Genomic DNA, 26825 nt, shown 5'->3' on the forward strand with positions numbered 1-26825 from the left:
TGCGCGATGTCGACGAAAGCCCGCTGATCAAGGCGCCGATGTCCTTTGTTGATCTGTCAGGGCGACGTCTGCGCCTTGATCAGCGGGGTTCCGAGGCACGCAGCGTCGCCGCTTCACCTCGGCGGGGTCAGCGACGGGAGCGCCGGTCGATCGCCGCTCCGACCTTGGCCATGAGGTCGCCGAAGTCGCGGTAGACGTCCAGGTCGGTGGCGTAGAACATCGACCAGCCGTCGTCCTGCAGGAAGTTGTGGCGGCGGCGGTCGGAGCGCCGGCGGTCCGGCGTGTCGTCGTGGTACTGCTCCCCGTCGTACTCGATGCCGACCTTGACCTCCTCCCACCCCAGGTCGATCCACCGGCAGGCCTTTCCGCGTGCGTCCGGGACCGGTAGTTGGAGCGTCGGTGGCGGCAGCCCGGCGTCGTGGCAGCGCAGGCGCAGGCGGGACTCCTGCGGCGACTCGGGGCGGTGGTCGGCGAGCGGGATCAGCTCGCGGGCCTGCCGCACGCCGCGCAACCCGGCATGCCGTTCCACCTCTGCTGCCAGCGACTCCGGGGTGCAGACACCTGCCGCCGAGGCCGCGTCGAGCACCGGCAGCACGTCCAGCCGGGGAGCAGGCGGGCGAGGTCGACGGCGGTGCGGTCGGCGGAGGTGGCGAGTGGCCCCGCAGCGCAGCGTGACCACGTCGCGCGGGGCGAGGGCGAGTTGGTGGGGCCAGAGCCCGTCCCGATGCCGACACGGAAGGTCGGTTCCGACCGCGACGTGTGTGACGGGGTCGTCGAGCACCCCGAAGCCGTGCAGCTCGGCGGCGGTGTGGAGGCATGCCGGGACCGGCCGGCCGATGCTGAGCACGGCGGCGGCGGCGAGCCGGAGCCGGGCATTTGGCTCGCTCGTCCGGCAGCGGTACGTGCGCTCGTGCACCGGTAGCCAGCGCCCAGCGCTCACTCGGGAGCGGAGCTCGCGCGGGCTGTAGCAGGTGACTGCCTGACGGGCGCTGAACGCGCCGTGTTGGGCCGCGGCGATGGCGCGGAGCGGGCTTCGCATGCCGAGACGATGGCGCCGGAGCCGTCGTCGTGGGGCCCGATCCACGAAGCTGTGGACAACCCGGAGGGCATGTGGACAACCCTCGCAACTGGGCGCCCGCTCGAACCCCCGCGATCAAGGCGAAGACGTCGCTCTGACAGATCGACAAGGGACGTCAGCGCCTTGATCAGCGGGGTTCGGCTCACCCGGAAGTGCGGACCGGCGGACTTGGTCACGAGATCATCACGACGGGGCAGTAGCCTGGGCCCGTGCGCCTCGGTGTGATCGACGTCGGTTCCAACACCGTCCACCTCCTCGTCGTGGACGCGCACCGCGGTGGCCACCCCACCCCGATGACGTCCGACAAGACCGAGCTGCGGCTCGCGGAGAACCTCGACGCGTCGGGCGCGCTGACGAAGGTGGGGGCGGACGCGCTGATCCGCGCCGTGCACCGGGCCAACGCCGCCGCGGCGGAGGCGGGCTGCACCGATCTGCTCGCGTTCGCCACCTCCGCGCTGCGCGACGCCACGAACTCGGCGGCTGTGCTGGCGAAGGTGCGGGACCAGACCGGGGTGGCGCTGCAGGTCCTCCCCGGGGAGGACGAGGCGCGGTACACGTTCCTCGCCGTCCGCCGGTGGTACGGCTGGTCGGCGGGGCGCCTGCTGGTGCTCGACATCGGTGGTGGCTCCCTCGAGCTCGCCGCGGGCCTGGACGAGCTGCCCGCCGCGGCCGCGTCGCTGCCGCTGGGTGCGAGCAGGCTCACCCGGGACTGGTTCCGCTCCGACCCGCCCGCCCGCAGGGACATCGCTGCGCTCCGCGACCACCTCGACGCGCAGCTGGCCCCGGTGGCGCGCAGGCTGCGACGCGCCGGCGATCCCGAGCTCGCGGTCGGCACCTCGAAGACGTTCCGCTCGCTGGCCCGGCTCACCGGGGCGGCGCCGTCGAGCGCGGGGCCGCGGGTCCGCCGGGTGCTCACCGACGTCGGGCTCCGGCAGCTCGCCTCGTTCATCACGCGGATGTCCGCGGGCGACCTCGCCGAGCTCGAGGGCGTCAGCGCGAGCAGGTCGCGGCAGCTGGTGGCCGGGGCGCTCGTCGCGGAGGCGGCGATGCGCGCGCTGCGGGTCACACAGCTCGAGATCTGCCCGTGGGCGCTGCGCGAAGGCGTCATCCTTCGGAGGCTCGACACGCTCGATGGGACGGCTCAGATCGACCGCTCGGCGCAGGACGCGCCGGACGGGCTTGGACGCTTGACGACGTACGAGGCACGGTGTACTGGATGAGTCCCGAGACCGATCAGCCACGCCAGCGCACGGTCGCCGAGCTGCTCGCCCAGCACGGCGACGCCGGTGCCACCGGTCGTCGGCGCCGCAGGCGGGAAGCCGACGGGGACGAGGAGGAGGCCCGCCCGGTCAACGGCAACGGCAACGGCGCAGCGCCCTGGCACGTCGCACCGGCTCCGGAGCCCGACCGTTCGGTGCTGCGGGAGCGGGTGGCCGACCCACAGGCCCGGGAGCAGGGCGGTCGCAGGCGCGCACCCGAGCCCGAGCCGCTTGAGCCGATGCCCTGGGAGGTTCCGGCGCGGGAGGCGCCCTCCCGGGAGACGCCGCTGCCGAACTTCGCGGTCGAATCGGACCAGGGCAGGCCGCCACCCCCCGCCGCCCGCCGGTCCGCGCCGGCGCCCGAGCCGGTGCGCGAGCGCCCCACGGAGCAGATCCCGCGCTTCCGGGAGGAAGCGGCCGCCGACGCCGGCCTCACCGCCCCCATCCAGCAGCAACGGCCGGTCGACGACGCCGAGCCGCAGCACGACGCCGCCGACGACGGCGGACGGTCCACCATGGTCGGCGCGGCCCCGGCCGGCGCGGAGGCGTGGCACCGCGCCCGCACCGCGTCCCGGCGCGACGAGCCGGACGACGGCGGGCCGCCCACCGAGGCGGCGGCACCGGTGGACTTCGACGACCGTCCCGCCGGACTCGGCGCCGCCGATCTCGACGAGGCGGAGCCGGCGTACGCCGACGAGCCAGACGACGAGGCCGCCGGCGCCGAGCGGCCCCGGCGCGGGCTCAGGCAGATGGCCGAGGGGTCGGCGGGCCAGGCCTGGGCCGCGGTGCTGGCCCAGTGGATCGCCGGCGCACTCGGCGGGGCGGTGCTGTGGGTGGCCTTCCGGTTCCTGTGGCGCAGCCTGCCGGTGGTGGCGCTGGCGGCGGCGGTGCTCGTCACCGTGGGGCTCGTCGTGGTCGTCCGCGCGCTGCTGCGCAACGACGACATGCGCACCACGGCGTTCGCCGTGCTCGTCGGCCTGCTCTTGACGGTGTCCCCGGCGATACTCGTGCTGCTGGGACAATGAACGCCGCGCTGCCCGCGATGCGGCCCGCCCCACCCGTCGCCCTGTCCACCGCGTCGGTCTACCCCGAGCGGGTCGAGGCGGCGTTCGAGCTGGCGGCCGAGCTCGGGTACGACGGCGTCGAGCTGATGGTGTGGACCGACCCGGTCAGCCAGGACGTGCCCGCGGTGGCCCGGCTCGCCGAGCGGTACGGCGTGCCCGTGCTGGCCGTCCACGCCCCGTGCCTCGTCGTCACCCAGCGGGTGTGGGGTGCCGACCCGATCGGCCGGATCCGGCGGTCGGTCGCCGCGGCGGCCGCGCTGGACGCGCGCACCGTGGTGCTGCACCCGCCGTTCCGGTGGCAGCGTCGCTACGCCGAGGAGTTCGCTGCCGAGGTGGCGCGCGCCGGTGAGCACGCCGGGGTCGCCCTCGCGGTGGAGAACATGTTCCCGGTGGTCCGTGGCCGGGTCCGCAGCGTCCCGTACAGCCCGGGCTTCGATCCCACCGAGGTCGGGCACGCCCACTACACACTCGACCTGTCGCACACCGCCGCCGCCGGGTCAGACGCGCTCGCGATGCTCGACCGGATGGGGCAGTCGCTCACGCACGTGCACCTCGCCGACGGCAGCGGGGCGCCGCGCGACGAGCACCTGGTCCCCGGGCGGGGCAACCAGCCGTGCGCCGAGGTGTGCGAGCGGCTCACCGAGCGTGGGTTCGGCGGTGTCGTCGTCATCGAGGTGAGCACCCGGCGGTGCCGCACCCGGCAGGAGCGCACCGCGGTGCTGGCCGAGTCGCTGCTGTTCGCCCGGCTGCACCTGCAGCCCACGGCAGGTGAGCGTCCGGCGCCGCGGCCCGACCCCGCGCCCGCGCGTTAGACGTCGGTCACATCGCCCCCGGCCCGCCGCACCGCGGTGATACCTCTTGTCGGATGCGCCAGCACTCCGCCGTCGACACCGCCGACGCCGAGGTCGACCGGGCCCAGCCCTTCCGCGACGCCGTGGCGATCGAGCCGCTCGGCGAGGGGCGCTACGGCGCCGAGCTGGGTCCGCTGTGGACCGTGGGGACGAAGGCGCACGGTGGCCTGCTGCTCGCGCTCCTGACCCGGGCCGGGCTGGCGCGCCTCGACGCCGACGCCCCGGGCGCCGCGCCCGACCCGCTGGCCATCGCCGCCGACTTCCTCCGCGCCCCCGACCCGGGGCCCGTGGAGCTGCGCACCGAGGTGCTCAAGGCGGGCCGCACGGCGTCGGTCGTGGCGGTCCGGATGACGCAGGGCGACCGGCCGATGCTGGCCGCCACGGTCACCGCGGGGCGCCTGCCCGCGGACGAGCCGCAGTGGGCCGACCTGCCGGACCTGGCGCCCGAGCCGACCGCCGATGCGACCGACCCCGGTGCGGACGGCCGCGTCTTCGGCCTGGCCTCGGCGTGCGACCTGCGCCTCGACGAGTCGACCGCCGCGTTCCGCCGGGGCGAGCAGGCCCCTCCGGTGCTGCGCGGATGGGTGCGCCCGCGCGGCGAGCCGGCCGACGTGCTGTTCGCGCTGCTCGCGGGCGACATCCTGCCGCCCACGGTGTTCAACGTCGGCGGCCGGTTCGGCTGGGCCCCCACGGTCCAGCTCACCGCCCTGCTGCGCGCCCACCCGGCGCCCGGGTGGTTGCGCCTGGAGTCGCGCTCGACGGTGGTGGCGGGCACCTGGTTCGACGAGGACGTCGCGGTGGTCGACGCGGCGGGCCGGCTGGTCTGCCAGGCGCGGCAACTGGCCCTGGCCCCACTGCAGCGCTGAGGTGCCGCCTGGGAGGCGCCAGCAAGGTGACAATGCTGCCACTGGACGGCAGCATCGCCACCTTGCCGGCACTGGGCGGACGCCGGTACCGCCGGGCGCTGCGGCTACCGTCAGCGCCATGACACGGATCGCGCTGCTCGGGGCCGGGAAGATCGGTGAGGCGCTGCTCGCGGGACTCGTCGCGTCGGGGCAGGCCCCGGAGGATCTGGTGTTCGTCGAGCGGCACCCGGAGCGGGTCGCCGAGCTGACCGGCCGCCACGGCGTGACCGCGGTGGACGTGCCGGCGGCCGTCGAACGCTCCGACATCGTGGTGGTCGCGGTCAAGCCGCAGGACATCACGCCCGTCCTCGCCGAGCTCGCCCCGGCGCTGCGCCCCGGCACCCTGGTGGTGTCGCTGTGCGCGGGCCTGCCCACCGCGCTCTTCGAGGACGCGCTGCCGGCCGGCACGCCGGTCGTGCGGGTCATGCCGAACACCCCGATGGTCGTCGGAGAGGCGATGAGCGCGATCTCCCCGGGCACTCACGCCACCGACGAGCAGCTCGCCGTCGTCGAGAAGATGCTCGGCGCGGTCGGGCGGGTCGTCCGGGTGCCGGAGTCGCAGCAGGACGCGGTGACGGCGCTGTCGGGTTCCGGTCCCGCCTACTTCTTCTTCCTGGTCGAGGCGATGATCGACGCCGGCATCCTGCTCGGCCTGCCGCGCACGGTCGCGGCCGACCTCATCGTGCAGTCGGCCTTCGGCGCCGCGACGATGCTGCGGGAGTCCGATGACCACCCGGTGATCCTGCGCGAGGCGGTCACCTCGCCGGCCGGGACGACGATCGCCGCGATCCGAGAGCTGGAGAAGCACGGGGTGCGGGCGGCCCTCATCGCGGCGATCGAGGCGGCGCGGGACCGATCGGTCGAACTGGGCCGCGCCGCGGAACGCCGCTGACGCGAGCGCACCGACACAGCGGTGCCCCCATCGGGCGAGATGCATCACCCTGACGCGGAACTGAACTCCACCGCGGAGTGAGTGGCCTGTCGAAGTCGTCACAGGCGCACCGCTAAGCTCACCGGGAACATCAGGCGCGTGCCCGACCGCGGAGCCGGGGACGTCCGGTGCGACCACGAAAGCGGTGATCGGATGCCGTCCGAGCCCTCTGAGATCCACCTCGCTCAGGTGCAGTTCCTGACCGTGGCCGAGGTCGCGTCGATGATGCGGGTCTCGAAGATGACCGTGTACCGCCTGGTGCACGGGGGCGATCTGCCCGCCGCCCGGGTCGGCCGCTCCTTCCGGGTGCCCAAGCGGGCCGTGGAGGAGTACCTCCGCAACGCCTACTTCGACGCCGGCTGAGCCTCCCGGGCGTACCCCGTCCGGGCGGACGTCGGCGCGAGCCGGTCGTTCCGCAGCGGTGGGCGCGGGGCGGCGGGAACCCCCCGGTAGAGTGGGCCCCCGGTCCTCGCCCGGCCACGCGTGCGCTCGTCGCACGCTCTCCGGCCGGGCATCCCCACCGCATGAGCGGCCCGCACGGGCCGTACCACGACCAGGAAGGGTCCCGACGCATGGGCTCAGTCATCAAGAAGCGCCGCAAGCGGATGTCGAAGAAGAAGCACCGCAAGCTCCTTCGCAAGACCCGCGTGCAGCGTCGCAGGCTCGGCAAGTGACGTGCGGCGGCCGGTGGTGACCCGCCGGCCGCGCCACGGCTCCTCGCTGGGCCTGCGCTTCGCGCAGGCGCTGTGTCGATGATTCGGCTCGCCGTGGCACACGTCTAGTCCGTGAGTTGCCCGCGGGCGCGCCGCGGGGACTAGCATCGGTCACTCGCCGCATCCGTCCGCATCCCTGGGGTAGGCCTGTGACGCCGTCCGTCGTGCTCGTCACCGGGGTCAGTCGCTTCCTCGGTGGTCACCTCGCCGCTCGTCTCGCGGCGAACCCCGACATCGATCGCGTCCTCGGCGTCGACACCGTGCCGCCGCCCCGGGATCTGCTGCGCCGGATGGGGCGCGCCGAGTTCGTGCGCGCCGACATCCGCAACCCGCTGATCAGCAAGGTCATTTCCCACGCGTCGGTCGACACCGTCGTCCACGCGTCGCTCTCGGCCAACCCCGGCTCGTCCGGGGGCCGGGTGACGATGAAGGAGATGAACGTCATCGGCACGATGCAGCTGCTCGCGGCGTGCCAGAAGGCGCCGTCGGTGCGGCGGATGGTGCTCAAGTCCACCACGGCCGTCTACGGTTCCAGCCCGCGCGACCCGGCGCTGTTCAACGAGACCATGACGCCCAAGGACCTCCCGTCCGGGGGCTACGCCAAGGACGCGGCGGAGATCGAGGGCTACCTGCGCGGCTTCGCCCGCCGTCGCCCCGACGTCTCGGTCACGGTGCTGCGGTTCGCCAACTTCATCGGCCCCCGCATCGACACCGTGTTCACCCGCTACTTCGCGCTGCCCGTGGTGCCCACCGTGCTCGGCTACGACGCGCGCGTGCAGCTGATCCACGAGGAGGACGGGCTCGCGGTCCTCGAGCGCGCCGCCAGCCAGGAGATCCCGGGCGTCTTCAACGTCGCCGCCGACGGGGTGCTCCTGCTGTCGCAGGCCATCCGACGGGCCGGTCGCGTCCCGCTGCCGGTGCCGAGCCCGGCCGTCGGCCCGGTGAGCCGGCTCTTCCGCAGCGCCCGCCTGGTCGACTTCTCCCCCGAGCAGATGCGGCTGCTGAACTTCGGCCGGGTGGTCGACAACGGGAGGCTGCGCCGCCAGTTCGGGTTCACGCCGCGCTGGACCACGGTGCAGGCGTTCGACGACTACGTGCGCGGCCGCGCGCTGCGGCCCGTGCTCGGGCCCGAGCAGGTCGAGTCGCTGGAGCGTGGCCTGCTCGCCCTGGCCAGGGCCGTGCGATGACCCCGCGGAAGGAGGCCGGCGTGTCCGAGGCCCGCGTCATCCCGCTGCACGCCGACGGCGCAGGCGGCCGTGCGCGTTGGCGGCTCGACGGCGCGTCCCGCCCCGCGGCCGATGCCTCCGACGCCGGCGAGCAGGGGCCGCCCCCGACCGCTGATCCGGAGGGGCCGGAGTGGGAGGACGCGCTCGTCAACGCGCTGGCGTTCCTGCGCAGGCGGCTGTCGGGCGACTATGCGGTCGACGAGTTCGGGTTCGACGCCGACCTCACCGACAACCTGCTCCTGCCCGCGCTGCGCCCGCTGTACGAGAAGTGGTTCCGGGTCGAGACGATCGGTATGCACCACGTACCCGACGAGGGTGGTGCCCTCGTGGTGGCCAACCACTCCGGCACGCTGCCGCTGGACTCGCTGATGGCCTCGGTGGCCCTGCACGACGACCACCCGGCGCAGCGGCACCTGCGGATGCTCGGCGCCGACCTGATGTTCCGGCTGCCGGTGATGGGCCCGCTCGCCCGCAAGCAGGGCAGCACGCTGGCCTGCAGTCCGGACGCCGAGCGGCTGCTGTCGAGCGGCGAGCTCGTGGGGGTGTGGCCGGAGGGCTTCAAGGGCATCGGCAAGCCGTTCCGGGACCGCTACAAGCTGCAGCGGTTCGGGCGGGGCGGGTTCGTGTCGGCCGCTCTGCGCACCGGCGTGCCGATCATCCCGTGCGCGATCGTGGGCGCCGAGGAGATCTATCCCAAGATCGGCGATCTGAAGCCGCTCGCCCGGCTGTTCGGAGCCCCGTACTTCCCGGTCACACCGCTGTTCCCGCTGCTCGGTCCGCTGGGCCTGATCCCGCTGCCGTCGAAGTGGTACATCGAGTTCGGCGAGCCGATCCGCACCGACACGATCGGCGCGGCCGAGGCCGACGACCCGATGACGGTGTTCAACCTCACCGACCAGGTGCGCGAGACGATCCAGCACACCCTCTACCGGCTGCTGAGCCAGCGCCGCAACGCCTTCCTCGGCTGAACGTCAGGCGTCCGCTCGCGCCACCCGTCGTGCAATCAAGGTGGCAATACTGCCATCCAGTGACAGTATTGCCACCTTGCTGGCGTTTCCCGACGCGGCTCAGCGCTTCCGGTACGCCAGGCCTGCCGCCACCGCGCCGGCCACGGCGCCGGCGCCCAGCACCGAGGGCACGCCGATCCTCGCCGCCTTGCGACCGGTGCGGAAGTCGCGGATCTGCCAGCCGCGCTCCTTCGCGACGTCGCGCAGCTCCGAGTCGGGGTTGACGGCGACGGCCGTGCCGACCGCCGAGAGCATCGGCACGTCGTTGACCGAGTCGGAGTAGGCGGTGCAGCGGCGCAGGTCCAGCCCCTCGGTGACGGCGAGGGCACGCACCGCGTGGGCCTTGGCGGGCCCGTGCAGGATCTCGCCGACGAGGCGCCCGGTGTAGTGCCCGTCGACGCTCTCCGCGACGGTGCCCAACGCACCGGTGAGGCCCAGCCTGCGCGCGATGATGAGGGCGAGCTCGACGGGGGTGGCCGTGACGAGCCAGACGCGCTGCCCGGCGTCGAGGTGCATCTGCGCGAGCGCGCGGGTGCCCGCCCAGATCCGGTCGGCCATCAGCTCGTCGTAGATCTCCTCGCCCAGCTCGGTGATCTCCGCGACCGGGCGGCCCGCGACGAAGGACAGCGCGGTGTCGCGGCCGGTCGTCGTCGAGTACTTGGTCTCGCGACCGCCCGCCCGGAACTTGAACTGCTGCCAGGCGAAACCGAGGAGGTCGGCGGTGGTGAAGAACTTCCGGGCGGCGAGTCCGCGGGCGAAGTGGAAGATCGAGGCGCCGATCATCATCGTGTTGTCGACGTCGAAGAAGGCGGCGGCCGTGAGGTCGGTGGGAGGAACCTCCGGTGGCCCGCTGTCCCCGGCCGCGACCGCCGCGGCGGCAGCCGCCTCGCCGGCCCGGACCGCCGGATCGGCGGCGGTGGCGGAGTCGAGCACGCCGGGCGACTCCGTGGCTCCGGTCAGCTCGCCGTCACCGGTGGGCGTGAGGGGCTCGGGCCGCTCTTCTTCTCCTACCACCTGCGGGCCTCCGGATGGGGGACGTGTCGTTCCAGCCTACTGGCGGCGCACCCGGTCGACGGGTGTGGTCACGACCGCCCGGGAAGACACCGAGGCCGCCTCGGGACGACGTCCCACGGCGGCCTCCGGCGCACGTCCCGTTGGTTGCCGCGTCAGCCGATCGTGATCCCCGGCATGCCCGGGAGCAGCGGGGGGAGCGTGATCGGCGGCAGCAGCGGGAGCGGCACCGAGATCTGCGGGTCCTCCTCCGCCGAACCCGGTGCCGTGGTGGTGGTGGGCGTCGTCGACTGCCCGTCGGGGGTCTCGGAGGACTCGGCCTCCGACGACTCGTCGTCGCGACCGAGGTCGGGGAGCAGGCCGCCGCCACCGCGGTCCTCGTCCTCCTCGGAGCCAGGAGTGCTCGTGGCCGAGCCGGAGGGTGCCTCCGAGCCGTCCGGGGTGGTGGAGCTCCCCGCGTCGGGCTCGTCCGTGGTGCCGTCCTCGGCGCCGCCGGTCGCGTCGGCGGAGCCGGAGGTGCCCGGGTCGGGGCTGCCCGGTGCGGACACGCCCGTGTCGGCCTGGGCGGTGCGACCGGCGAGCTGCTCGAGCTGGGCGATGGCGGTGTCGGCGTCGTCCGTGGCCGGGGCGGGCAGTACCGGGCGCAGCTCGGCCAGCCGGTCGGACTGCGCGCCCGCCCACGAGTGCAGGTCGTCCAGTGCGGCCGGGTCGCCCGCGTCCTGCGTGCTCAGCAACATCCGCGAGCCCTCGTCGGTCGCGACGTCGAACTCCTGGATGGCGGACGTGACGAGCTCGGGGTCGACGGTCGAACCGCCCCGGACCAGCCGCTCCACCTCGTCCAGCCGGGTGGTGGCCATCTCCAGGTGCCGCTGGGCCCGCTCCGTGTCGTCGAACGTGAGGGCGAGGCCTGCCGACTCGGCGGCGCGCTTGATCCCGTAGAGCGCGTCGCCCGGGAGCGCGTCGCGGCTCGCGAAGATCCCAGCCCCGGTCAGCACGACCATCATGACGAGCGCGGCGGCGCCGACGAAGGCGGTGCGCCTGCGCATGCTGCCCTGACCGGGTCGCCGGGAGCCGCGGGGCGCACCGCTGGGCCGGCTCGGCATGCTGTGCCGGGCCCGACGCCCCGGCCGGCTCAGCTTGCCGGGGGTGCCCCCACCGCCCGCCTCCGGCGCGTCGCCGCCGTCCGGGTGTTCGGTCACCGGCGCCATGCGCGCGGTCACGGCCGTGGCGTCGACGTCGTCGCGCGCTGCGGCGAAGGGGGTCTCGCGGATCCGTCCGATGGGCGCGGTCCGCTCGGCCGCCGACTCCACGGGCGGTCGCGGTCCGTCCGGCGCGTCGCCCGCCTCGCCCGGGTCGGCGGCGAGCGCGGCCATGAGCCGCTGCTTGGCGCGCGCCTTGGCGTCAGCGTCCGGCGCGGAGGCCGCTCCCCGGGACCGCAGCATCGCCACGATCTCCAGATCCCGCGCGAGCTCGGCGTCGCCTGCGGCGCCCGGGGGTGTCCCGAGCTCCACGGCGGCGTCGAACCGCTCTGCGTCCTTGCCCTGTGCGGCGGGCATGTTGGCCGTCCTCACTGCATCCCTGCGCTGTCTGTCCTCGCGCCGTGGCGGTGGTGCGCGACGCGACGTTCAGCCGTACAACGAGCCAGGACCCGGCCGGTTACGGGCTGAGGACCGTTCACCGCATCGAGTCGTTCGTTCGTCGCACCCGTAACGCCGGGGCTTGTTCCGACGATGGCGTGTTCGGTCATCGCAGCCCCTCCGGAAGCAGCTGGGCGAGCCGACGGACCGCCCGGTGCTGCAGGGCCTTGACGGCCCCCTCGTTGCGGTCCATGATCCGCGCCGTTTCGGCGACGGACAGGCCCTGCAGGAAGCGGAGCTGGATGCATTCCTGCTGGTCGGGGTTCAGCTTGCGGACGCACCGCAGGAGCTCGTCGTTCGTGGCGCCGTCGAGCACCTGCTGCTCCGGGCCACCGGTGCTCGGCGAGAGCTCGACGATCTCGCTGGTGGTCTGCTCGAGCCGGTACCGGCTCGACTTCACGTGGTCGAAGATCAGGTTGCGGGCGATCGTGACGAACCAGGCCCCGATGTCGCGACCCTGGTAGCTCACCGAGGTGATCCGGCGCAGGGCGCGGACGAACGTCTCCTGCGTGACGTCCTCGGCCAGCGTGCGGTCGCCCATCCGGAACAGGACGTAGCGGTAGACCACGTCGTAGTACCGGTCGAACAGCTCGCCGAAGGCGACCATGTCCCCGGCCTGGGAGGCCTTGACCAGCGCCCAGGCGCCGGTCTCGTCGGGGTGGTCAGCCGCTTCTCCGGCGTGGGCGCCGGCGGTCACGGCATCGTCGGGGCCTGCGGCGACGTCGGCGGCGTCGGCGCGCCGGTCGGGGGGAGCGGTTGCCGCCGGGTGGTCGGACGGCGCCGGCGACTCGACCGGGCTGTGCGGTCGCTGCCGGGGTACCGGCGGGCCGGGGGGAGCGGTGGTCGGGGGCATCTGTACCTCTCCACCCGCCGGGCGGCGGGGGGCGTCGGTGGGGAGCAGCCGGGGGCGCATCGGGTGGGTCATGGCTCCCGGCGAGCCTCGCAGCCGTGTCGGACAGGACCCCGCGGGACGGCCCGCGGTGTGCTGACAACAACAGGCTGCATGCCACTCCCTTGGGTGAGACTCGCGACGGATCGGTGCGTCGGGGCGTTAGGTCGGCTGTAGCGGCGGAGCATACGGCCGCCCAGGTGTGGCGAAACACGCACCACCGCTCGCCGTGGGCATGTTCCGGTGAGCGGACGACTACGCGCGGTCAACGTCATCGGTGACCGCCTGTCGTCGTGGACGGAGGTTGCCCGGGGTGCGCCGAGCGTCATCGCCGCCGCGCCGCCCGGTTCGTGCCAGACTCGGAGCCAGGCCATCTCGGCCGAAGGCCTGCGAGCAGCGCCGGTCAGCTCCGACAGCCGCGCCGATCCCTGGAGAACCGTGGACAGCACGAGCCGTGAGAACCCCGAGGAGCGGGCACCGGAGTCGGTGGCCGACCTGGTGACCCGGGCCGCCTCCCGGGTGCCCGAGCACCCCGCGATCGTGGACGTGACCAGCGGAAACACCCTCAGCTGGGAGGTCCTCGACGGCGCAGTCACCGCGGAGGCCGTCCGCCTGGCCGCCGCGGGCGTCACGGCGGGCGATCGGGTGCTCGTCCGGCTCGGCAACGGCGCGGCGTTCTGTGTGGCGGTGCTCGGCGCATTGCGCGCCGGCGCGATCGCCGTGCCGCTCGGTCCGATCGCCGTCGCGCGCGAGCTGGAGATCGTCACCGACGACTGCCGGCCCGCCGCGGTCGTGACTGCGGAGGGTGACGGCGACGCCGTCCGGTGCGCCGCGACCGTGGCGGGCGCCGTGCTCCCGCCGCCGGACGTCACGGCGCGCACGGACGAGCAGGCGCCGCAGGTCGCCCGGGGGGGTGATGACATCGCCCTGCTGATCTACACATCGGGCACCACGGGGAGCCCGCGCGGTGTCCGCCTCTCCCACCGGGCGGTGCTCGCCAACCGGGAGCAGGCGGCGGCGCTGCGCCCGGCGCCGGTGACCCCGGTGGACCGCGTGCTGCTCTCGCTGCCGCTGTTCCACGTCTTCGGCCTGGCGGCGGGCTTCCTCCAGGTCTGCTGGGCCGGGGCCACCGCGGTGATCACCGAGCGGTTCGAACCCGAGCACGTCGCCGCGGTGCTCGTGGAGCAGCGGGTGAGCGGCGTCGCGGCGGTGCCGACGATGTTCCGGTCGCTGCTCGACCTGCCGCCCGACCGGCTGCGGAGCGCCACCGCAGGGCTGCGGCTGTGCACCTCGGGCGGGGCGCCGCTGCCGCCGCAGCTGCTCGCGGACTTCCGGGCGGCCACCGGGCTGCCGATCTACGAGGGCTACGGGCTCACCGAGGCCGGCCCGGTGGTCACCACCACCGCCATCGGCGGGGTCGCGAAGCCGGGGTCGGTGGGCCGCGCGCTGCCGGGCGTCGAGCTGCGCCTGGTCGACCCCGACGGCAGGCCGATCGACACGGTGCCCGAGCCGGACCCCGAGGAGATCGCCGACGACGTGTTCGACCCGGCCCAGGACACCGGGCTGGTCGCGGTGCGCGGGCCCAACCTGTTCTCCGGCTACTGGCCCGGCGGGGCGGGCGGTCCGGACGCCGACGGCTGGTTCGTCACCGCCGACGTCGGGTTCCTCGACGCCGACGGCGACCTGCACCTCGTCGACCGGTCCTCCGACCTCGTGATCGTCAACGGGTTCAACGTCTACCCGCGCGAGGTCGAGCAGGTGCTCGCCGAGCTGCCGGGGGTGGCGGAGGCCGCGGTCGTGGGCGTGCCGGACGAGCGGTCCGGGGAGGCGGTCAAGGCCGTGCTCGTGCTGACGGGCGGCGCGGAGCTCACCGAGGACGAGGTGCGGGCGCACTGCGTCGAGCGGCTGGCCCGGTTCAAGGTGCCCACGGTGATCGAGTTCATCGATGCGCTGCCGAGGACGCCGACCGGCAAGGTGGCGCGCCGGCAGCTGGCGGGGCGGTCGTGACCACGCCACCGAGCCCGCGGGTCACGGTCTACACGCGCGCCGGGTGCACCGCGTGCGTGGCCGCCGAGGCCGACGTGGCCCGGATCTGCGGCGATCTCGGCCAGGGCTGGACGGCCGTCGACGTCGACTCCGACCCGGAGCTGCGGGCGGAGTACGGCGACCGCGTGCCCGTCATCGAGGTGGACGGGCGCGAGCACGGCTTCTGGCGGGTCGAGGAACAGCGGCTGCGGGCGGCCCTGCAGTCCTGATCGCGCGACTCGCACGCCCGGATCGCCCGACTCGCGGAAGCGGTGCCGTTCCCCCGCGAGTCGGGCTGTGAGGGTGCGCGAGTCGGGCTGTGAGGGTGCGCGAGTCGGGCTGTGAGGGTGCGCGAGTCGGGCTGTGGGGCCGCGCACGTGAACCGCAACCGCCGGGCGGACGAACCTCTTGACGTGAGCGCCACAGCAGCACCGCACACCACCCGACCGGCACGGCCCGGCGTCCCCCTGGGGTGGGCCGCCGCGATCGGGGTGCTGGCAGTCGGGGCCGCGCTCGCTGCCGGGCACCTGGTGGCGGCCATCGTCTCGCCGTCGTCGTCGCCCTACCTCGCGGTGGGCGACTGGGTGATCCGGCTGTCCCCGCAGTGGCTCACGGAGTTCGCCAAGACGACGTTCGGCACGGCCGACAAGCCGATCCTGCTCGCCGGGATGGGCGTGGTCATCGCGATCATCGCCGCCGCGGCCGGCATCGCGTCCCGCCGGAGCCCGACCCCGGGCGTCGTCGTCGTGGCGGTGCTGGGTGTGCTGGGTTTCCTCGCGGTGCTGTTCGCGCCCGCCTTCGCGCCGCTCGACCTGGTGGCGCCTGCGGTGTCGCTGGTCGTGGGCGTCGGTGTGTTCCGTCTGCTGCACGGCCTGGCGCTCCGCACGACCGAGGGGCCCGAGCAGCCCGCGTCCGGCGCCGGGGTGTCGCGGCGCAACGTCCTGATCGGGTCGTCCGCCGCGGTCGGTGTGGCGTCGCTCGGCGCCGCGGCGGGCGGCGTGCTGCTCGGCGGCGGGGTCACGAACTCCCGGCAGACGGTCACCGCGCAGCTCGCGCGGGCCGGGCTGGTCGAGCGGGCCCCGGCGATCCCGCCGGACGCGGCGTTCCCGGGGCTCGGGACGCCGACGTTTCTCACGCCGAACCCGGACTTCTACCGCGTCGACGTGGCGCTGCGGATCCCGACCCAGGCCGCGCAGGACTGGTCGATGCGCATCCACGGGATGGTGGACGAGGAGCTGACGCTCACCTTCGACGACTTGCTCGCCCGTCCGCTCGTCGAGCGGGCGATCACGTTGACCTGCGTGTCCAACGAGGTGGGCGGGCCGTACATCTCCACCGCGAACTTCATCGGGGTGGACCTGCGGGAGCTGCTGCTCGAGGCCGGGGTCCGCCCGGACGCGGAACAGCTGTTCTCCACGAGCATCGACGGGTGGACGGCGGGCACTCCGGTCGACGTCGTGATGGAGGAGGGCCGCGACTCCATGCTCGCGATCGGGATGAACGGGGAGGCGCTGCCGCCCGAGCACGGGTTCCCGGTGCGGATGGTGGTGCCGGGGCTGTACGGGTTCGTGTCGGCGACGAAGTGGCTCACCGACCTGGAGGTCACCACCTTCGACGCCAAGCAGAGCTACTGGCTGCAGCGCGGGTGGGCGCAGCGCGCCCCGATCAAGACGCAGTCCCGGATTGACAGCCCGCGGGCGTTCGAGGAGGTGCCCGCCGGGCGGGTGACCGTCGCGGGGATCGCCTGGTCCCAGCCGGTCGGGATCAGCAAGGTGGAGGTCCGGGTGGACGGCGGGCCCTGGCAGGAGGCCGAGCTCGGGGCGCCGGTGAACACCGACACGTGGCGGATGTGGCACATCGCGCTCGACCTCGCTCCGGGCAGCCACACCATCCAGTCGCGGGCGACGGACCGCAACGGGGTCACCCAGACCGAGGTACGAGTGCCCCCGATCCCGGACGGCGCGTCGGGCTGGCCGTCCCTCATCATCCGGGTCGCATCCTAGCCCGTTCGACCTAAATAGCTCCTCCGACTGGCGCAGCTGCGGGCGACGCTTGGATGATCCCGGCAGCCCGCCCCGCGGCCGTAGTCGAATCGTTACACACTGTAAGTGAACTGCCTTTGGCTCGAAGCCGAAGGTTCTGATGACAGGCCCGGATCTACCGGGCCGTGCTCGAGGAGGAACACGTGCGAAAGATCCAGCGACTGGCCGCCGTCGGCACGATGGCGGCCCTGACCGTGGCGCTGGCGGCCTGTGGCGGCTCCGAGCAGCCGGCCGACACCGGTGCCGGTGCCGACACGGGCGGCGACACGGCGGCCACCAGCAGCGCTGCCGCGCCGACGTCGGACATGGCCGCCGCGGGTGGCGACGGGGTCACCCAGACCTCCGACATCTTCGGCCCGGCCTGCGACCAGGTCCCGACCGAGGGCGAGGGGTCGGCCGAGGGCATGGTCGATGACCCGGTGGCCACCGCCGCGTCGAACAACCCGCTCCTCTCGACTCTGGTCACGGCGGTCGGGGCCGTCGACGGGCTCGCCGACACGCTGAACTCCGCCGAGGCGCTGACCGTCTACGCGCCGTACAACGGAGCGTTCGAGGCGCTGGGTGAGGAGACCGTCAACACTCTGGTCGCCAACCCCGACCAGCTCGCCCCGATCCTGCAGTACCACGTCACCGACACCCGCTACGACGCCGAGGGCCTGGTCGAGGCCGGCACCACGACCATGCTGAACGGCGGCGAGGTGACCATCGGCGGCACCGCCGACGCCCCCACGCTGACCGACGCCATGGGCAACACGGTCAACGTGCTCTGCGGCAACATCCCCACCGCGAACGCCACCGTGTTCGTGATCGACAATGTGCTGATGCCGGCCGCGAGCTGATCATCGGGTAGTACGCAGCACGTCCGCAGGGGCGGTCCCGGGATTCCGGGGCCGCCCCTGCTGCGTTGTCCGGAACCGGCGCGGCTGCGCCGAGCGGGCCTTCCGAAGCGACCACTGGTGCGGGCTGCGAGCAGGCCGCGCGAGCACGATCCCGTTCATGATCGCAACTTTGTGCATGCCTTCACAAGCGACTACCGTGTAATCCAGTCGCCGTCAACGCCCGAACCCGGGGTACCCCATCGGTACATCCGGCTGTGCGGTGTGGCCGTCGGCCGCCCGTCACGCATCACCGAGGAGACGCAACCGTCGTGAGCACGCCGCCGCAGGCCGGCTCCGAGGATACGGCCGCCGAGAGGCTGCGGTCCATTCCCGAAGCCAGCGTCGCCCGGCTCGCCGTCTACCTCCGGATGCTCGGCGAGCTCGCCGAGCAGGGCGCGGAGACCGTCTCCAGCGACGAGCTCGCCGCCGCCACCGGGGTCAACCCCGCGAAGCTGCGCAAGGACCTGTCCTACATCGGGTCCTACGGCATCCGCGGCGTCGGCTACGAGGTGGCCGCACTGGTCCGCCAGCTGGAGCGCACGCTCGGGCTCAACCACCGGCAGGCCGTCGCGGTGGTCGGGGTCGGCAACCTGGGCCACGCGCTCGCGGGCTACGGCGGGTTCGGCGGGCGCGGCTTCCCGGTGGTCGCGCTGTTCGACGTCGACCCGGACCTCGTCGGGATCCACATCAACGGCATCCTCGTCGAGCACGTCCGGTCGATCCCGCAGGTGTGCGCCGAGCGGGGCGTCACGATCGGGTTGATCGCGACCCCCGGCCCGGCCGCACAGGCCGTGTGCGACCTGCTCGTGGAGTGCGGCGTGCGGTGCATCCTGAACTTCGCGCCGGTCGTCCTGCAGGTGCCCGGTGAGGTCGAGGTTCGCAAGGTCGATCTGGCCGTCGAACTGCAGATCCTGGCCTTCCACGTGGCCCGCAAGCACCTCGCCGGTGCCGCCGGTGCTGCCGCTCCGGAGGTCAACGGGCATGCGGTGATCGGGTCTGGAGGGTTCGTGTCGTGAGTGTGCTGGTGGTGGGGCTGTCGCACCGGAGCGCGCCGGTGGAGGTGCTGGAGCGCGCCGCCGTCGGGTCGGGCGAGGTGCCGAAGCTGCTCGACGAGCTGCTGCGCGGATCACACGTGTCCGAGGCCGTGCTGCTGTCCACGTGCAACCGCATCGAGGTCTACGCCGTCGTCGACGCGTTCCACGGCGGCCTCGCCGACGTCTCCGCGGTGCTCTCGCGGCACGCGGGGATGCCGCTGCCCGAGCTGACCGAGCACGTGTACGTGCACTACGCCGGGTCGGCCGTGCAGCACCTGTTCGCCGTCTCCTCGGGCCTCGACTCGATGGTCGTCGGCGAGGCCCAGATCCTCGGCCAGCTGCGCACCGCCTACGCCGCCGCCGACGAGGCGGGCACCGTCGGCCGGATGCTGCACGAGCTCGCCCAGCAGGCGCTGCGCGTCGGCAAGCTGGTGCACGCGAGCACCGGGATCGACGCCGCCGGTGCCTCCGTCGTGTCCGAGGCACTCGCCGACGCCGAGACCGCCCTCGGCGGGGACCTCGCAGGTCGTCGTGCCGTGCTCGTCGGGGCGGGCGCGATGGGCGGCCTCGCCGCGGCGCACCTGCGCCGCGCCGGCGTCGCCGAGATCGTGGTACTGAACCGCTCGCCGGAGCGCGCCGAGCGCCTGGCCGAGATCACCGCCGAGCAGGGCACGCCCGCCCGCGCCGCCGGCCTCGACGCGCTGACGACCGAGCTGGCCGCCGCCGACCTGATGGTCGCCTGCACCGGGGCTGTCGGCACCGTCGTCGAGCACGCCGCCGTGGCCGCCGCCGTCGCCGGACGGGGCGGACGGCCGCTCGCCGTCTGCGACCTCGGCCTCCCGCGCGACGTCGACGGGAGCGTCGCGGTGTTGCCCGGCGTCACCGTGATCGACCTGATCGCGCTGCAGCGCAGGCTCGCCGTCGGCGAGCGCGGTGCCGCCGTCGCCGCTGCCCAGGAGCTCGTGGCCGACGAGGCGCAGGCCTACCTCGCCGCTCAGCGCTCCGCCGAGGTCACCCCCACCGTCACGGCGCTGCGCAGGCGCGCCTCCGAGGTGATCGACGCCGAGCTGCTGCGGCTCGACTCGCGGCTGCCCGACCTCGACGCGCGGGTGCGCGAGGAGTTCGGCCGCAGCGTCCGCCGCGTCGTCGACAAGCTGCTGCACACCCCTACCGTGCAGGTCAAGCGGCTCGCCGAGGGGCCCGACGGCGACAGCTACGCCGCCGCGCTGCGCGCCCTGTTCGAGCTCGACCCGCAGACGCCGGCCGCGGTGGCCGTCCAGCGCAGTGGGGACGTCCTCGCCGCGCTGGAGGCCCGGCCCGAATTCCCCGCGACAGAGGAGCACGGCCGATGACCCTTCGCATCGGTACCCGGCCCAGCGCCCTCGCCATGGCGCAGACCGGCCAGATCGCCGACCGGCTCCGCGCGGCGGGGCACGCCGTCGAGCTCGTCGAGATCAGTACGTCCGGCGACCGCTCGAGTGCGCCCGTCGCCCAGCTCGGCGTCGGCGTGTTCGTCTCGGCGCTGCGCGACGCCCTGCACCGGGGCGAGGTCGACGTGGCGGTGCACTCCTACAAGGACCTGCCCACGGCCCCCGACCCGCTGCTGCGTCTCGCGGCCGTCCCGCAGCGGGAGGACCCCCGCGACGCGCTCGTCGCCCGCGACGGGTTGGTCCTCGGCGAGCTGCCCGCCGGGGCGCGGGTCGGCACCGGCTCGCCGCGGCGCGCAGCGCAGCTCGAGGCGCTGGGCCTCGGGCTGGAGGTCGTCGCGATCCGCGGCAACGTCGACACCCGGATCGGCAAGGTCCGCTCCGGGGAGCTCGACGCCGTCGTCGTGGCCGCGGCCGGGCTGCGCAGGCTCGGCCGGATCGACGAGGCCACCGAGCTGCTCGACCCCGTGCAGATGCTGTCGGCGCCCGCGCAGGGGGCGTTGGCCATCGAGTGCCGGGCCGTCGACCTCGAGCTGGCCCGCGCGCTCACCGCCGCACTGGACGACGGGTTCACCCGGGCCGCCGTCACCGCCGAACGCGCGGTGCTGGCGACCCTGGAAGCAGGCTGCAGCGCGCCGGTCGGCGCGCTGGCCGACGTGGTGTCCGACCTGGACGACGAGGGACGTGCGGTCGACCGCGTGTCGCTGCGCGCCGTGGTCGGCACGACCGACGGAGGGCTGCTGCGCGCCTCCGTCACCGGAGACATGGACGACGCCGAGAAGCTCGGAGCCGCGCTGGCCGCCGAGCTGCTCGACATGGGGGGCCTCGACGCCCTGCCCAGAACCGCTGGATCGGGAGTTCCGAGATGAACCGAGCACCTACCACCCCGGGACGGGTCGCCTTCGTGGGCAGTGGCCCCGGCGACTCCGGCCTGCTGACCGTGCGCGCCAGGGAGGCCCTCGGCAGCGCCCCGCTGGTCGTCACCGACGCGGACGTCCCCGAGGTGATCCTCGCGCTCGTGGCCGAGGGCGCCGAGGTGCGCCCCGCGGTGGGCGAGCCCGCCGACGTCGCGCGGGACCTCGTCGAGGAGGCCCGGTCCGGCCGCACCGTCACGCGGCTGATCAGCGGCGACCCGCTGACCACCGACTCTGTGGTGGCCGAGGCGGTCGCGGTCGCGGGCGCCGGCGTGCCGTTCGACGTCGTGCCCGGTGTCCCGGCCACCACCGCCGTCCCGGCCTACGCCGGCGTGCCGCTGGGCTCGGCCCACATCGAGGCCGACGTCCGGACGGGAGTGGACTGGGCCCGGCTCGCCGCCGCACCCGGCCCGCTCGTGCTGCACGCCACCGCGTCGCACCTGGCGGAGGCGGCCGCCGCGCTCACCGAGCACGGGCTCGCTGCGCAGACCCCGGTCGCGGTCACCGTGAGCGGCACCGCCACCACGCAGAAGACCGTGCAGGCCACGCTCGGCACGATGGCGCAGCAGGCGGCCGACCTGGAGGGCCCGCTCGTGCTCACCGTGGGCGACCAGGTGGGGCTGCGCGGCGAGCTGTCCTGGTGGGAGTCGCGCGCGCTGTACGGCTGGCGGGTGCTGGTGCCGCGCACGAAGGACCAGGCCGGCGTGATGAGCGACCGGCTGGGGATCCACGGCGCCACCGCCGAGGAGGTGCCGACGATCGCCGTCGAGCCCCCGCGCTCGCCCACGCAGATGGAGCGCGCGGTCAAGGGCCTGGTCGACGGCCGCTACCAGTGGGTGGTCTTCACCTCCACCAACGCGGTGCGTGCGGTGTGGGAGAAGTTCGCCGAGTTCGGGCTCGACGCCCGCGCGTTCTCCGGCGTCAAGATCGCCTGCGTCGGCACGGCGACCGCCGAGAAGGTGCGCAGCTTCGGCATCGTCCCGGAGCTGGTGCCCTCGATCCAGGAGTCGCAGGAGTCCTCGTCGGAGGGGCTGCTGGAGATCTTCCCGCCGCACGACGACGTCCTCGACCCGGTGGACCGCGTCCTGCTGCCGCGGGCCGACATCGCCACCGAGACCCTCGCTGCAGGCCTCCGCGACCGCGGCTGGGAGATCGACGACGTCACCGCGTACCGCACGGTGCGCGCGGCGCCGCCGCCTGCCCCGATCCGTGAGGCGATCAAGACCGGCGGGTTCGACGCGGTGTGCTTCACCTCGTCGTCCACGGTGCGGAACCTGGTCGGCATCGCCGGGAAGCCGCACGCTCGCACGATCGTCGCGTGCATCGGCCCGCAGACGGCCGAGACCGCCCGCGAGTTCGGCCTCCGTGTGGACGTGCAGCCGGAGGAGGCCCGCGTCCCCGCGCTGGTCGACGCGCTGGCCGCCCACGCGGCGCGGCTGCGCGCCGAGGGCGCCCTCCCGCCCCCGCGGAAGGCCAAGGCCCGCCGCCGCTGATTGGTGCCGCCGCGGGTCCGCTCCCCTCTGGCGTTCGGGGCGGGGCGCGGCGGCGGGCGGGGCCCACCGGGGTCGTAACCTGGTCCTATGGGGTTTCCCTCTTCGCGGCCGCGGCGGCTGCGCACCACGCCCGCCCTCCGCAGGCTCGTCGCCGAGACCGACCTGCGGCCCCGGCACCTCGTCCTGCCGATGTTCGTCCGTGAGGGCGCGAGCGAGCCGGTGCCGATCGCCTCGATGCCCGGCGTCGTCCAGCACACCCGCGACACGCTGCGCAAGGCCGCCGCGGAGGCCGTGTCCGCGGGCGTCGGCGGGCTGATGCTGTTCGGGGTGCCCGCGCACAAGGACGCGAGCGGGTCGGGCGCCGTCGACCCCGACGGGGTGCTGAACGTCGCGCTGCGCGACGTGCGCGCGGAGGTCGGCGACGCCACCGTCGTGATGGCCGACACCTGCCTCGACGAGTTCACCGACCACGGCCACTGCGGGGTGCTCGACGCCGACGGCCGCGTGGACAACGACGCCACGCTCGCCGTCTACGCCGACATGGCGGTGGCCCAGGTCGAGGCCGGGGCCCACATGCTCGGGCCGAGCGGGATGATGGACGGCCAGGTCGGCGTGATCCGCGAGGCGCTCGACGCGGCGGGACACACCGACGCCGCGATCTTCGCCTACACCGCCAAGTACACGTCGGCGTTCTACGGGCCGTTCCGGGACGCGGTGGAGTCGTCGCTGCAGGGCGACCGCAAGACCTACCAGCAGGACGGCGCCAACGTCCGGGAGTCGCTGCGGGAGCTGGCGCTCGACCTCGCCGAGGGTGCCGACCTCGTCATGGTCAAGCCCGCCATGGCCTACCTCGACGTGCTGCGGGCCGTCGCCGAGGTGTCGGACGTGCCCGTCGGCGCCTACCAGGTGTCCGGGGAGTACGCGATGATCGAGGCGGCCGCCGCCAACGGCTGGCTGGAGCGCGACCGCGCGATCCTGGAGACCCTCACCGGCATCCGGCGCGCCGGCGCCGACGTCGTGCTCACGTACTGGGCCACGGAGGTCGCCCACCGCCTCGCCGCGGAGTGATCGGCGGGATACGATCGCGCCCCTTGATCACAGGAGGTGTGCGATGACGTACGACCCCGGTTCGTCCGGCGAGCACCCGCAGCAGGGCAACCCGGGCTGGCCGACCGGCGGGCAGCCCGGGTACCCCGGCGGGTACGGGCAGCAGCCCGGCTGGGGCCCGCCGCCCGGGCAGCCCGGCTACGGGATGCAGCCGGCGCCGCCGCCGCGGCGAGGGGCGTTCTCGGCCCTGTTCGACTACAGCTTCTCCAGCTTCGCGACCCCCGGACTGGTGAAACTGCTGTACATCGTCGGCTCTGTGCTGATCGTGCTCGGCTGGCTGGGCTACGTCATCGCCGCGTTCACCATCCCCGAGGTCGGCGCCATGATCGGCATCCTGACCCTGGTCTTCGGGTCCGTCCTGGTGCTGTTCATGCTCGCCATGCTGCGGGTCTCGCTCGAGTTCTACTTCGCGGTCGTGCGGATGTCGGAGGACATCCACCACAAGCGCTGAGCGGAGCTGCGTGGACAGCAGTTGATGTCCGCTCTACGGTGTCGCCGTGAGCACTCCGTCCGACCCGCACCGCGGGGGCCAAGAGCCCGACCAGGGCCCCTACGGCGAGCAGCCGGACGCCGGGCAGCAGCAGGAGCCGGGGCAGTACGGCCAGCAGCCCGGGCAGTACGGCCAGTACGAGCAGCAGCCCGGGCAGTACGGCCAGCAGCCCGGGCAGTACGGCCAGCAGCCCGGCCAGTACGGCCAGTACGGCCAGCAACCGGGGCAGTACGGCCAGTACGGCCAGTACGGGGCGCAGCAGCCGTACCCGGGTCAGCCGTACGGCGGCGAGCAGGGCGGTCACCAGTACGCCTACAACCCGTATGGCACGTCCTATCCGGCCGGCCTGGACGACGACTCGGACACGCCGGCGCCCCGGCCGGGTGTGATGCTCCTCGGGCTGGTGCTGCTGATCCTCAGCACGGTGCCGTTCCTGGCCTTCGGCACGCTGATCCTCTTGGTGCCCATCGACACCAGCGTGCTGCCGCCGGAGCTCAACCTCGAGCAGCAACTCGCCCAGGCAGGTCTCACACTCGAGACGTTGGTCTCGTTCCTGCGGGTGGTCGGCGCGGTCGCGCTCGTGCTCGCCCTGCTCTACATCCTCTTCGCGGTGCTGGCCTTCCGGGGCCGCAACTGGGCGCGCATCGCCCTCACCGTCATGACCGTGCTGTTCACGATGCTGCTGCTCCTGAGCACGTTCGGCGGCGCCGCGGGCGACCCGGGGAGCCTGCTGATCCTGCTGCTGATCGTGGCGGCGTCGGTCGGTGGCACGATCACCTACTTCCTCCCGGACTCCAGCCGGTTCTTCGCCTCGCGGCGCTGACCTGCCCCCACCCCTGAGGCAGGGGCGCAGGGCGGCTGTAAGACTGGGAGCCGTGGGCAGCACGTCATCCGGCATCGCCATCGACACCTCCCGCGCGCTCTTCGACCGCGCCTGCGCCGCGATCCCCGGCGGGGTGAACTCGCCGGTGCGCGCGTTCAGCTCGGTCGGTGGCACGCCGCGGTTCATGGTCTCCGCCGAGGGGCCGTGGCTCACCGACGCCGACGGCAACCGCTACGTCGACCTGATCAGCTCGTGGGGCCCGATGATCCTCGGCCACGCGCACCCCGCCGTGGTCGAGGCCGTGCGGGCGGCGGCGGGCGGCGGTCTGTCCTTCGGCGCACCGACGGCGGCCGAGATCGAGCTGGCCGAGGAGATCATCGGGCGGGTCGCGCCGGTGGAGCAGGTGCGGCTGGTCAACTCCGGCACCGAGGCGACGATGAGCGCCATCCGGCTCGCGCGCGGGATCACCGGCCGCAAGGTCGTGGTGAAGTTCGCGGGGTGCTACCACGGGCACGTCGACGCACTGCTGGCCCAGGCCGGCTCCGGCGTCGCCACGCTGGGCCTGCCCACGAGCCCCGGGGTCACCGGTGCGCAGGCCGCCGACACCGTGGTGCTCCCGTACAACGACCTGGACGCCGTGCGCGCGGTGTTCGCCGAGCGCGGCGACGAGATCGCCTGCGTGATCACCGAGGCGGCCGCGGGGAACATGGGCGCGATCGCCCCGCGCCCCGGCTTCAACGCCGGGCTGCGCGAGATCTGCCACGCCGCCGGCGCATTGCTCGTGATCGACGAGGTGATGACCGGGTTCCGGGTCTCGCCGGCGGGCTGGTTCGGCCTCGACGGTGTGGCGGGCGACCTCTACACCTTCGGCAAGGTGATGTCGGGTGGGCTGCCCGCGGCGGCGTTCGGCGGCGCGGCATCGCACATGGCGCACCTCGCCCCGGCCGGACCCGTCTACCAGGCGGGCACGCTGTCCGGGAACCCGGTCGCCGTCGCCGCGGGGCTCGCCACACTGCGGGCCGCCGACGCCGGCGTCTACGCCGCGCTCGACGCCAACGCCCAGCGGCTCGGAGCGATGATCGGCAACGCGCTGCGCGCCGAAGGCGTGCCGCACCGCGTCCAGTTCGCGGGGAACCTGGTCTCGGTGTTCTTCACCGAGGACGAGGTGCACGACTACGCCGGCGCGCAGGCCGCCGCCACGTGGCGCTTCCCGGCGTTCTTCCACGCGCTGCTGGAGCGCGGCGTGTACGCGCCGCCGAGCGCGTTCGAGGCATGGTTCGTCTCGGCCGCCCTCGACGACGAGACCTGGCAGGTGATCGAGGCCGCCCTGCCCGCCGCGGCGCAGGCGGCCGCCACCGCGATCTCCCCGGCCGAGGCGGCCCAATGACGAGCGAGCGCAGCGTGGTGCACCTGCTGCGCCACGGCGAGGTGCACAACCCGGACGGCATCCTCTACGGGCGCCTGGAGGGGTTTCGGCTCTCGGAGAACGGTCGCGACCAGGCCGAGATCGTGGCCAAGACCCTCGCCGGGCACGACCTCGCCGCCGTCGTCGCGTCCCCACTGCAGCGGGCGCAGGAGACGGCGGCCCCGATCGCCGCGGCGCACGACCTCGAGATCGTCACCGACGAACGGCTGATCGAGGCGGACAACCGGTTCGAGGGCAAGAAGTTCTCGGTGGGCGACGGCGCGCTGCGCAGCGTGCGCACGTGGCCGCTGCTGCGCGACCCGTTCACGCCGTCGTGGGGTGAGCCGTACCTGCAGATCGCCCACCGCATGCTGGGCGCGGTGCACCGGGCCCGCGCGCTGGCGGAGGGCAGAGAGGCGGTGTGCGTTTCCCACCAGCTGCCGATCTGGACGCTGCGCCGGTTCCTCACCGGCCAGCGGATGTGGCACGACCCGCGGAAGCGGCAGTGCGCACTGGCGTCGCTCACCTCGCTCGTGTTCACCGGCACCGAGCTGACCCAGCTGCGCTACTGCGAGCCCGCAGGCGCGAGCGACCCGGGGCAGACGGGCGCATGAGG

Annotated in this window: 26 protein-coding genes; 22 read left to right on the forward strand and 4 right to left on the reverse strand. The window is 74.0% G+C overall.

The annotated features are described in order from the left end of the window. Positions 1–127: 127 nt before the first annotated feature. Complete coding sequence (locus tag KME75_RS04085; RefSeq protein ID WP_219413165.1) at positions 128–1039, reverse strand: putative endonuclease domain-containing protein; 912 nt, start codon at positions 1037–1039, stop codon at positions 128–130. A 248-nt stretch (positions 1040–1287) separates the two neighbouring features. Between KME75_RS04085 and KME75_RS04090 the strand changes: the two genes are divergently transcribed. From KME75_RS04090 to KME75_RS04130, 9 genes are all read left to right on the forward strand, one after another. Beyond that, positions 1288–2298 (forward strand): Ppx/GppA family phosphatase, encoded by a 1011-nt coding sequence (locus tag KME75_RS04090; protein ID WP_219413166.1) that lies wholly within the window; start codon positions 1288–1290, stop codon positions 2296–2298. Then, a complete protein-coding gene (locus KME75_RS04095; RefSeq protein WP_219413167.1) occupies positions 2295–3362 on the forward strand; it encodes an Rv0497 family membrane protein in 1068 nt (355 codons plus the stop codon). The genes KME75_RS04090 and KME75_RS04095 overlap by 4 nt, the downstream gene beginning before the upstream one ends. Further along, positions 3359–4213, forward strand: coding sequence for a sugar phosphate isomerase/epimerase family protein (locus KME75_RS04100; RefSeq protein ID WP_219413168.1), 855 nt, complete (start codon positions 3359–3361; stop codon positions 4211–4213). Before KME75_RS04095 ends, KME75_RS04100 begins: the two co-directional genes overlap by 4 nt. Before the next feature lie 53 nt (positions 4214–4266). Further along, positions 4267–5118 carry a thioesterase family protein gene (locus KME75_RS04105; RefSeq protein WP_219413169.1) on the forward strand — a complete coding sequence of 284 codons (852 nt, stop codon included), beginning with the start codon at positions 4267–4269 and terminating at the stop codon, positions 5116–5118. Positions 5119–5236: 118 nt separating this feature from the next. Continuing rightward, positions 5237–6049 carry a pyrroline-5-carboxylate reductase gene (proC, locus tag KME75_RS04110; RefSeq protein WP_219413170.1) on the forward strand — a complete coding sequence of 271 codons (813 nt, stop codon included), beginning with the start codon at positions 5237–5239 and terminating at the stop codon, positions 6047–6049. Between the two features lie 192 nt (positions 6050–6241). Continuing rightward, positions 6242–6451 carry a helix-turn-helix domain-containing protein gene (locus KME75_RS04115; protein WP_219413171.1) on the forward strand — a complete coding sequence of 70 codons (210 nt, stop codon included), beginning with the start codon at positions 6242–6244 and terminating at the stop codon, positions 6449–6451. A 209-nt stretch (positions 6452–6660) separates the two neighbouring features. Beyond that, entirely contained in the window at positions 6661–6762 is a 102-nt protein-coding gene (locus KME75_RS04120; protein WP_219413172.1) for a 30S ribosomal protein bS22, read from the forward strand. 188 nt (positions 6763–6950) lie between these two features. Further along, positions 6951–7988 carry an NAD-dependent epimerase/dehydratase family protein gene (locus tag KME75_RS04125; protein WP_219413173.1) on the forward strand — a complete coding sequence of 346 codons (1038 nt, stop codon included), beginning with the start codon at positions 6951–6953 and terminating at the stop codon, positions 7986–7988. A 20-nt stretch (positions 7989–8008) separates the two neighbouring features. Continuing rightward, on the forward strand, positions 8009–8995 hold the full coding sequence (locus KME75_RS04130) for a lysophospholipid acyltransferase family protein (RefSeq protein WP_308282540.1): 987 nt from the start codon (positions 8009–8011) through the stop codon (positions 8993–8995). 99 nt (positions 8996–9094) lie between these two features. Here the strand turns inward: KME75_RS04130 and KME75_RS04135 are convergent, their stop codons facing one another. The 3 genes from KME75_RS04135 to KME75_RS42585 all read right to left on the reverse strand — a co-directional run bounded on the left by KME75_RS04135 (position 9095) and on the right by KME75_RS42585 (position 12535). Continuing rightward, on the reverse strand, positions 9095–9967 hold the full coding sequence (locus KME75_RS04135) for an HAD family hydrolase (RefSeq protein WP_308282545.1): 873 nt from the start codon (positions 9965–9967) through the stop codon (positions 9095–9097). Between the two features lie 233 nt (positions 9968–10200). Then, positions 10201–11601, reverse strand: a complete 1401-nt coding sequence (locus tag KME75_RS04140) for a DUF5667 domain-containing protein (RefSeq protein ID WP_219413175.1) — start codon at positions 11599–11601, stop codon at positions 10201–10203. Between the two features lie 187 nt (positions 11602–11788). Continuing rightward, positions 11789–12535, reverse strand: coding sequence for a sigma-70 family RNA polymerase sigma factor (locus tag KME75_RS42585; RefSeq protein ID WP_372452559.1), 747 nt, complete (start codon positions 12533–12535; stop codon positions 11789–11791). 474 nt (positions 12536–13009) lie between these two features. Here KME75_RS42585 and KME75_RS04150 point away from each other — a divergent pair, with 474 nt between their 5' ends. From KME75_RS04150 to KME75_RS04210, 13 genes are all read left to right on the forward strand, one after another. After that, the gene (locus tag KME75_RS04150; RefSeq protein ID WP_219413176.1) at positions 13010–14578 is read left to right on the forward strand and encodes an AMP-binding protein; all 1569 of its coding nucleotides are present in this window, start codon (positions 13010–13012) and stop codon (positions 14576–14578) included. Then, positions 14575–14826, forward strand: a complete 252-nt coding sequence (locus KME75_RS04155) for a glutaredoxin family protein (protein ID WP_219413177.1) — start codon at positions 14575–14577, stop codon at positions 14824–14826. The genes KME75_RS04150 and KME75_RS04155 overlap by 4 nt, the downstream gene beginning before the upstream one ends. 183 nt (positions 14827–15009) lie before the next feature. Then, positions 15010–16599, forward strand: coding sequence for a molybdopterin-dependent oxidoreductase (locus tag KME75_RS04160; protein WP_219413178.1), 1590 nt, complete (start codon positions 15010–15012; stop codon positions 16597–16599). 182 nt (positions 16600–16781) lie between these two features. Further along, positions 16782–17477: a fasciclin domain-containing protein gene (locus tag KME75_RS04165; RefSeq protein ID WP_219413179.1), complete on the forward strand. Its 696-nt coding sequence runs from the start codon at positions 16782–16784 to the stop codon at positions 17475–17477. A gap of 308 nt (positions 17478–17785) precedes the next feature. Beyond that, positions 17786–18532, forward strand: a complete 747-nt coding sequence (locus tag KME75_RS04170; RefSeq protein ID WP_308282541.1) for a redox-sensing transcriptional repressor Rex — start codon at positions 17786–17788, stop codon at positions 18530–18532. Beyond that, positions 18529–19902, forward strand: coding sequence for a glutamyl-tRNA reductase (locus KME75_RS04175; protein WP_219413181.1), 1374 nt, complete (start codon positions 18529–18531; stop codon positions 19900–19902). Before KME75_RS04170 ends, KME75_RS04175 begins: the two co-directional genes overlap by 4 nt. Next, the gene (gene hemC / locus KME75_RS04180; protein WP_219413182.1) at positions 19899–20846 is read left to right on the forward strand and encodes a hydroxymethylbilane synthase; all 948 of its coding nucleotides are present in this window, start codon (positions 19899–19901) and stop codon (positions 20844–20846) included. Before KME75_RS04175 ends, hemC begins: the two co-directional genes overlap by 4 nt. Next, positions 20843–22384: a bifunctional uroporphyrinogen-III C-methyltransferase/uroporphyrinogen-III synthase gene (locus KME75_RS04185; RefSeq protein WP_219413183.1), complete on the forward strand. Its 1542-nt coding sequence runs from the start codon at positions 20843–20845 to the stop codon at positions 22382–22384. Before hemC ends, KME75_RS04185 begins: the two co-directional genes overlap by 4 nt. Before the next feature lie 87 nt (positions 22385–22471). Continuing rightward, entirely contained in the window at positions 22472–23452 is a 981-nt protein-coding gene (gene hemB / locus KME75_RS04190; RefSeq protein ID WP_219413184.1) for a porphobilinogen synthase, read from the forward strand. Between the two features lie 43 nt (positions 23453–23495). Then, on the forward strand, positions 23496–23942 hold the full coding sequence (locus tag KME75_RS04195) for a DUF4282 domain-containing protein (RefSeq protein ID WP_219413185.1): 447 nt from the start codon (positions 23496–23498) through the stop codon (positions 23940–23942). 46 nt (positions 23943–23988) lie between these two features. After that, the gene (locus KME75_RS04200; RefSeq protein WP_219413186.1) at positions 23989–24804 is read left to right on the forward strand and encodes a hypothetical protein; all 816 of its coding nucleotides are present in this window, start codon (positions 23989–23991) and stop codon (positions 24802–24804) included. Positions 24805–24856: 52 nt separating this feature from the next. Further along, positions 24857–26191 (forward strand): glutamate-1-semialdehyde 2,1-aminomutase, encoded by a 1335-nt coding sequence (gene hemL / locus KME75_RS04205; protein WP_308282542.1) that lies wholly within the window; start codon positions 24857–24859, stop codon positions 26189–26191. Next, a complete protein-coding gene (locus KME75_RS04210) occupies positions 26188–26823 on the forward strand; it encodes a histidine phosphatase family protein (protein ID WP_219413187.1) in 636 nt (211 codons plus the stop codon). Before hemL ends, KME75_RS04210 begins: the two co-directional genes overlap by 4 nt. Positions 26824–26825 lie beyond the last annotated feature (2 nt).

Source organism: Pseudonocardia nigra (assembly GCF_019396355.1).
Taxonomy (GTDB): Bacteria; Actinomycetota; Actinomycetes; order Mycobacteriales; family Pseudonocardiaceae; genus Pseudonocardia; species Pseudonocardia nigra.

What these genes read in the sequence shown, in the direction of transcription:
- KME75_RS04085 (WP_219413165.1), bottom strand. Translation starts at nt 1,039, where the DNA reads ATGCGAAGCCCGCTCCGCGCCATCGCCGCGGCCCAACACGGCGCGTTC.
- KME75_RS04095 (WP_219413167.1), top strand. Translation starts at nt 2,295, where the DNA reads ATGAGTCCCGAGACCGATCAGCCACGCCAGCGCACGGTCGCCGAGCTG.
- KME75_RS04100 (WP_219413168.1), top strand. Translation starts at nt 3,359, where the DNA reads ATGAACGCCGCGCTGCCCGCGATGCGGCCCGCCCCACCCGTCGCCCTG.
- KME75_RS04105 (WP_219413169.1), top strand. Translation starts at nt 4,267, where the DNA reads ATGCGCCAGCACTCCGCCGTCGACACCGCCGACGCCGAGGTCGACCGG.
- proC (WP_219413170.1), top strand. Translation starts at nt 5,237, where the DNA reads ATGACACGGATCGCGCTGCTCGGGGCCGGGAAGATCGGTGAGGCGCTG.
- KME75_RS04115 (WP_219413171.1), top strand. Translation starts at nt 6,242, where the DNA reads ATGCCGTCCGAGCCCTCTGAGATCCACCTCGCTCAGGTGCAGTTCCTG.
- KME75_RS04120 (WP_219413172.1), top strand. Translation starts at nt 6,661, where the DNA reads ATGGGCTCAGTCATCAAGAAGCGCCGCAAGCGGATGTCGAAGAAGAAG.
- KME75_RS04140 (WP_219413175.1), bottom strand. Translation starts at nt 11,601, where the DNA reads ATGCCCGCCGCACAGGGCAAGGACGCAGAGCGGTTCGACGCCGCCGTG.
- KME75_RS42585 (WP_372452559.1), bottom strand. Translation starts at nt 12,535, where the DNA reads ATGCCCCCGACCACCGCTCCCCCCGGCCCGCCGGTACCCCGGCAGCGA.
- hemC (WP_219413182.1), top strand. Translation starts at nt 19,899, where the DNA reads ATGACCCTTCGCATCGGTACCCGGCCCAGCGCCCTCGCCATGGCGCAG.
- KME75_RS04185 (WP_219413183.1), top strand. Translation starts at nt 20,843, where the DNA reads ATGAACCGAGCACCTACCACCCCGGGACGGGTCGCCTTCGTGGGCAGT.
- hemB (WP_219413184.1), top strand. Translation starts at nt 22,472, where the DNA reads ATGGGGTTTCCCTCTTCGCGGCCGCGGCGGCTGCGCACCACGCCCGCC.
- KME75_RS04195 (WP_219413185.1), top strand. Translation starts at nt 23,496, where the DNA reads ATGACGTACGACCCCGGTTCGTCCGGCGAGCACCCGCAGCAGGGCAAC.
- KME75_RS04210 (WP_219413187.1), top strand. Translation starts at nt 26,188, where the DNA reads ATGACGAGCGAGCGCAGCGTGGTGCACCTGCTGCGCCACGGCGAGGTG.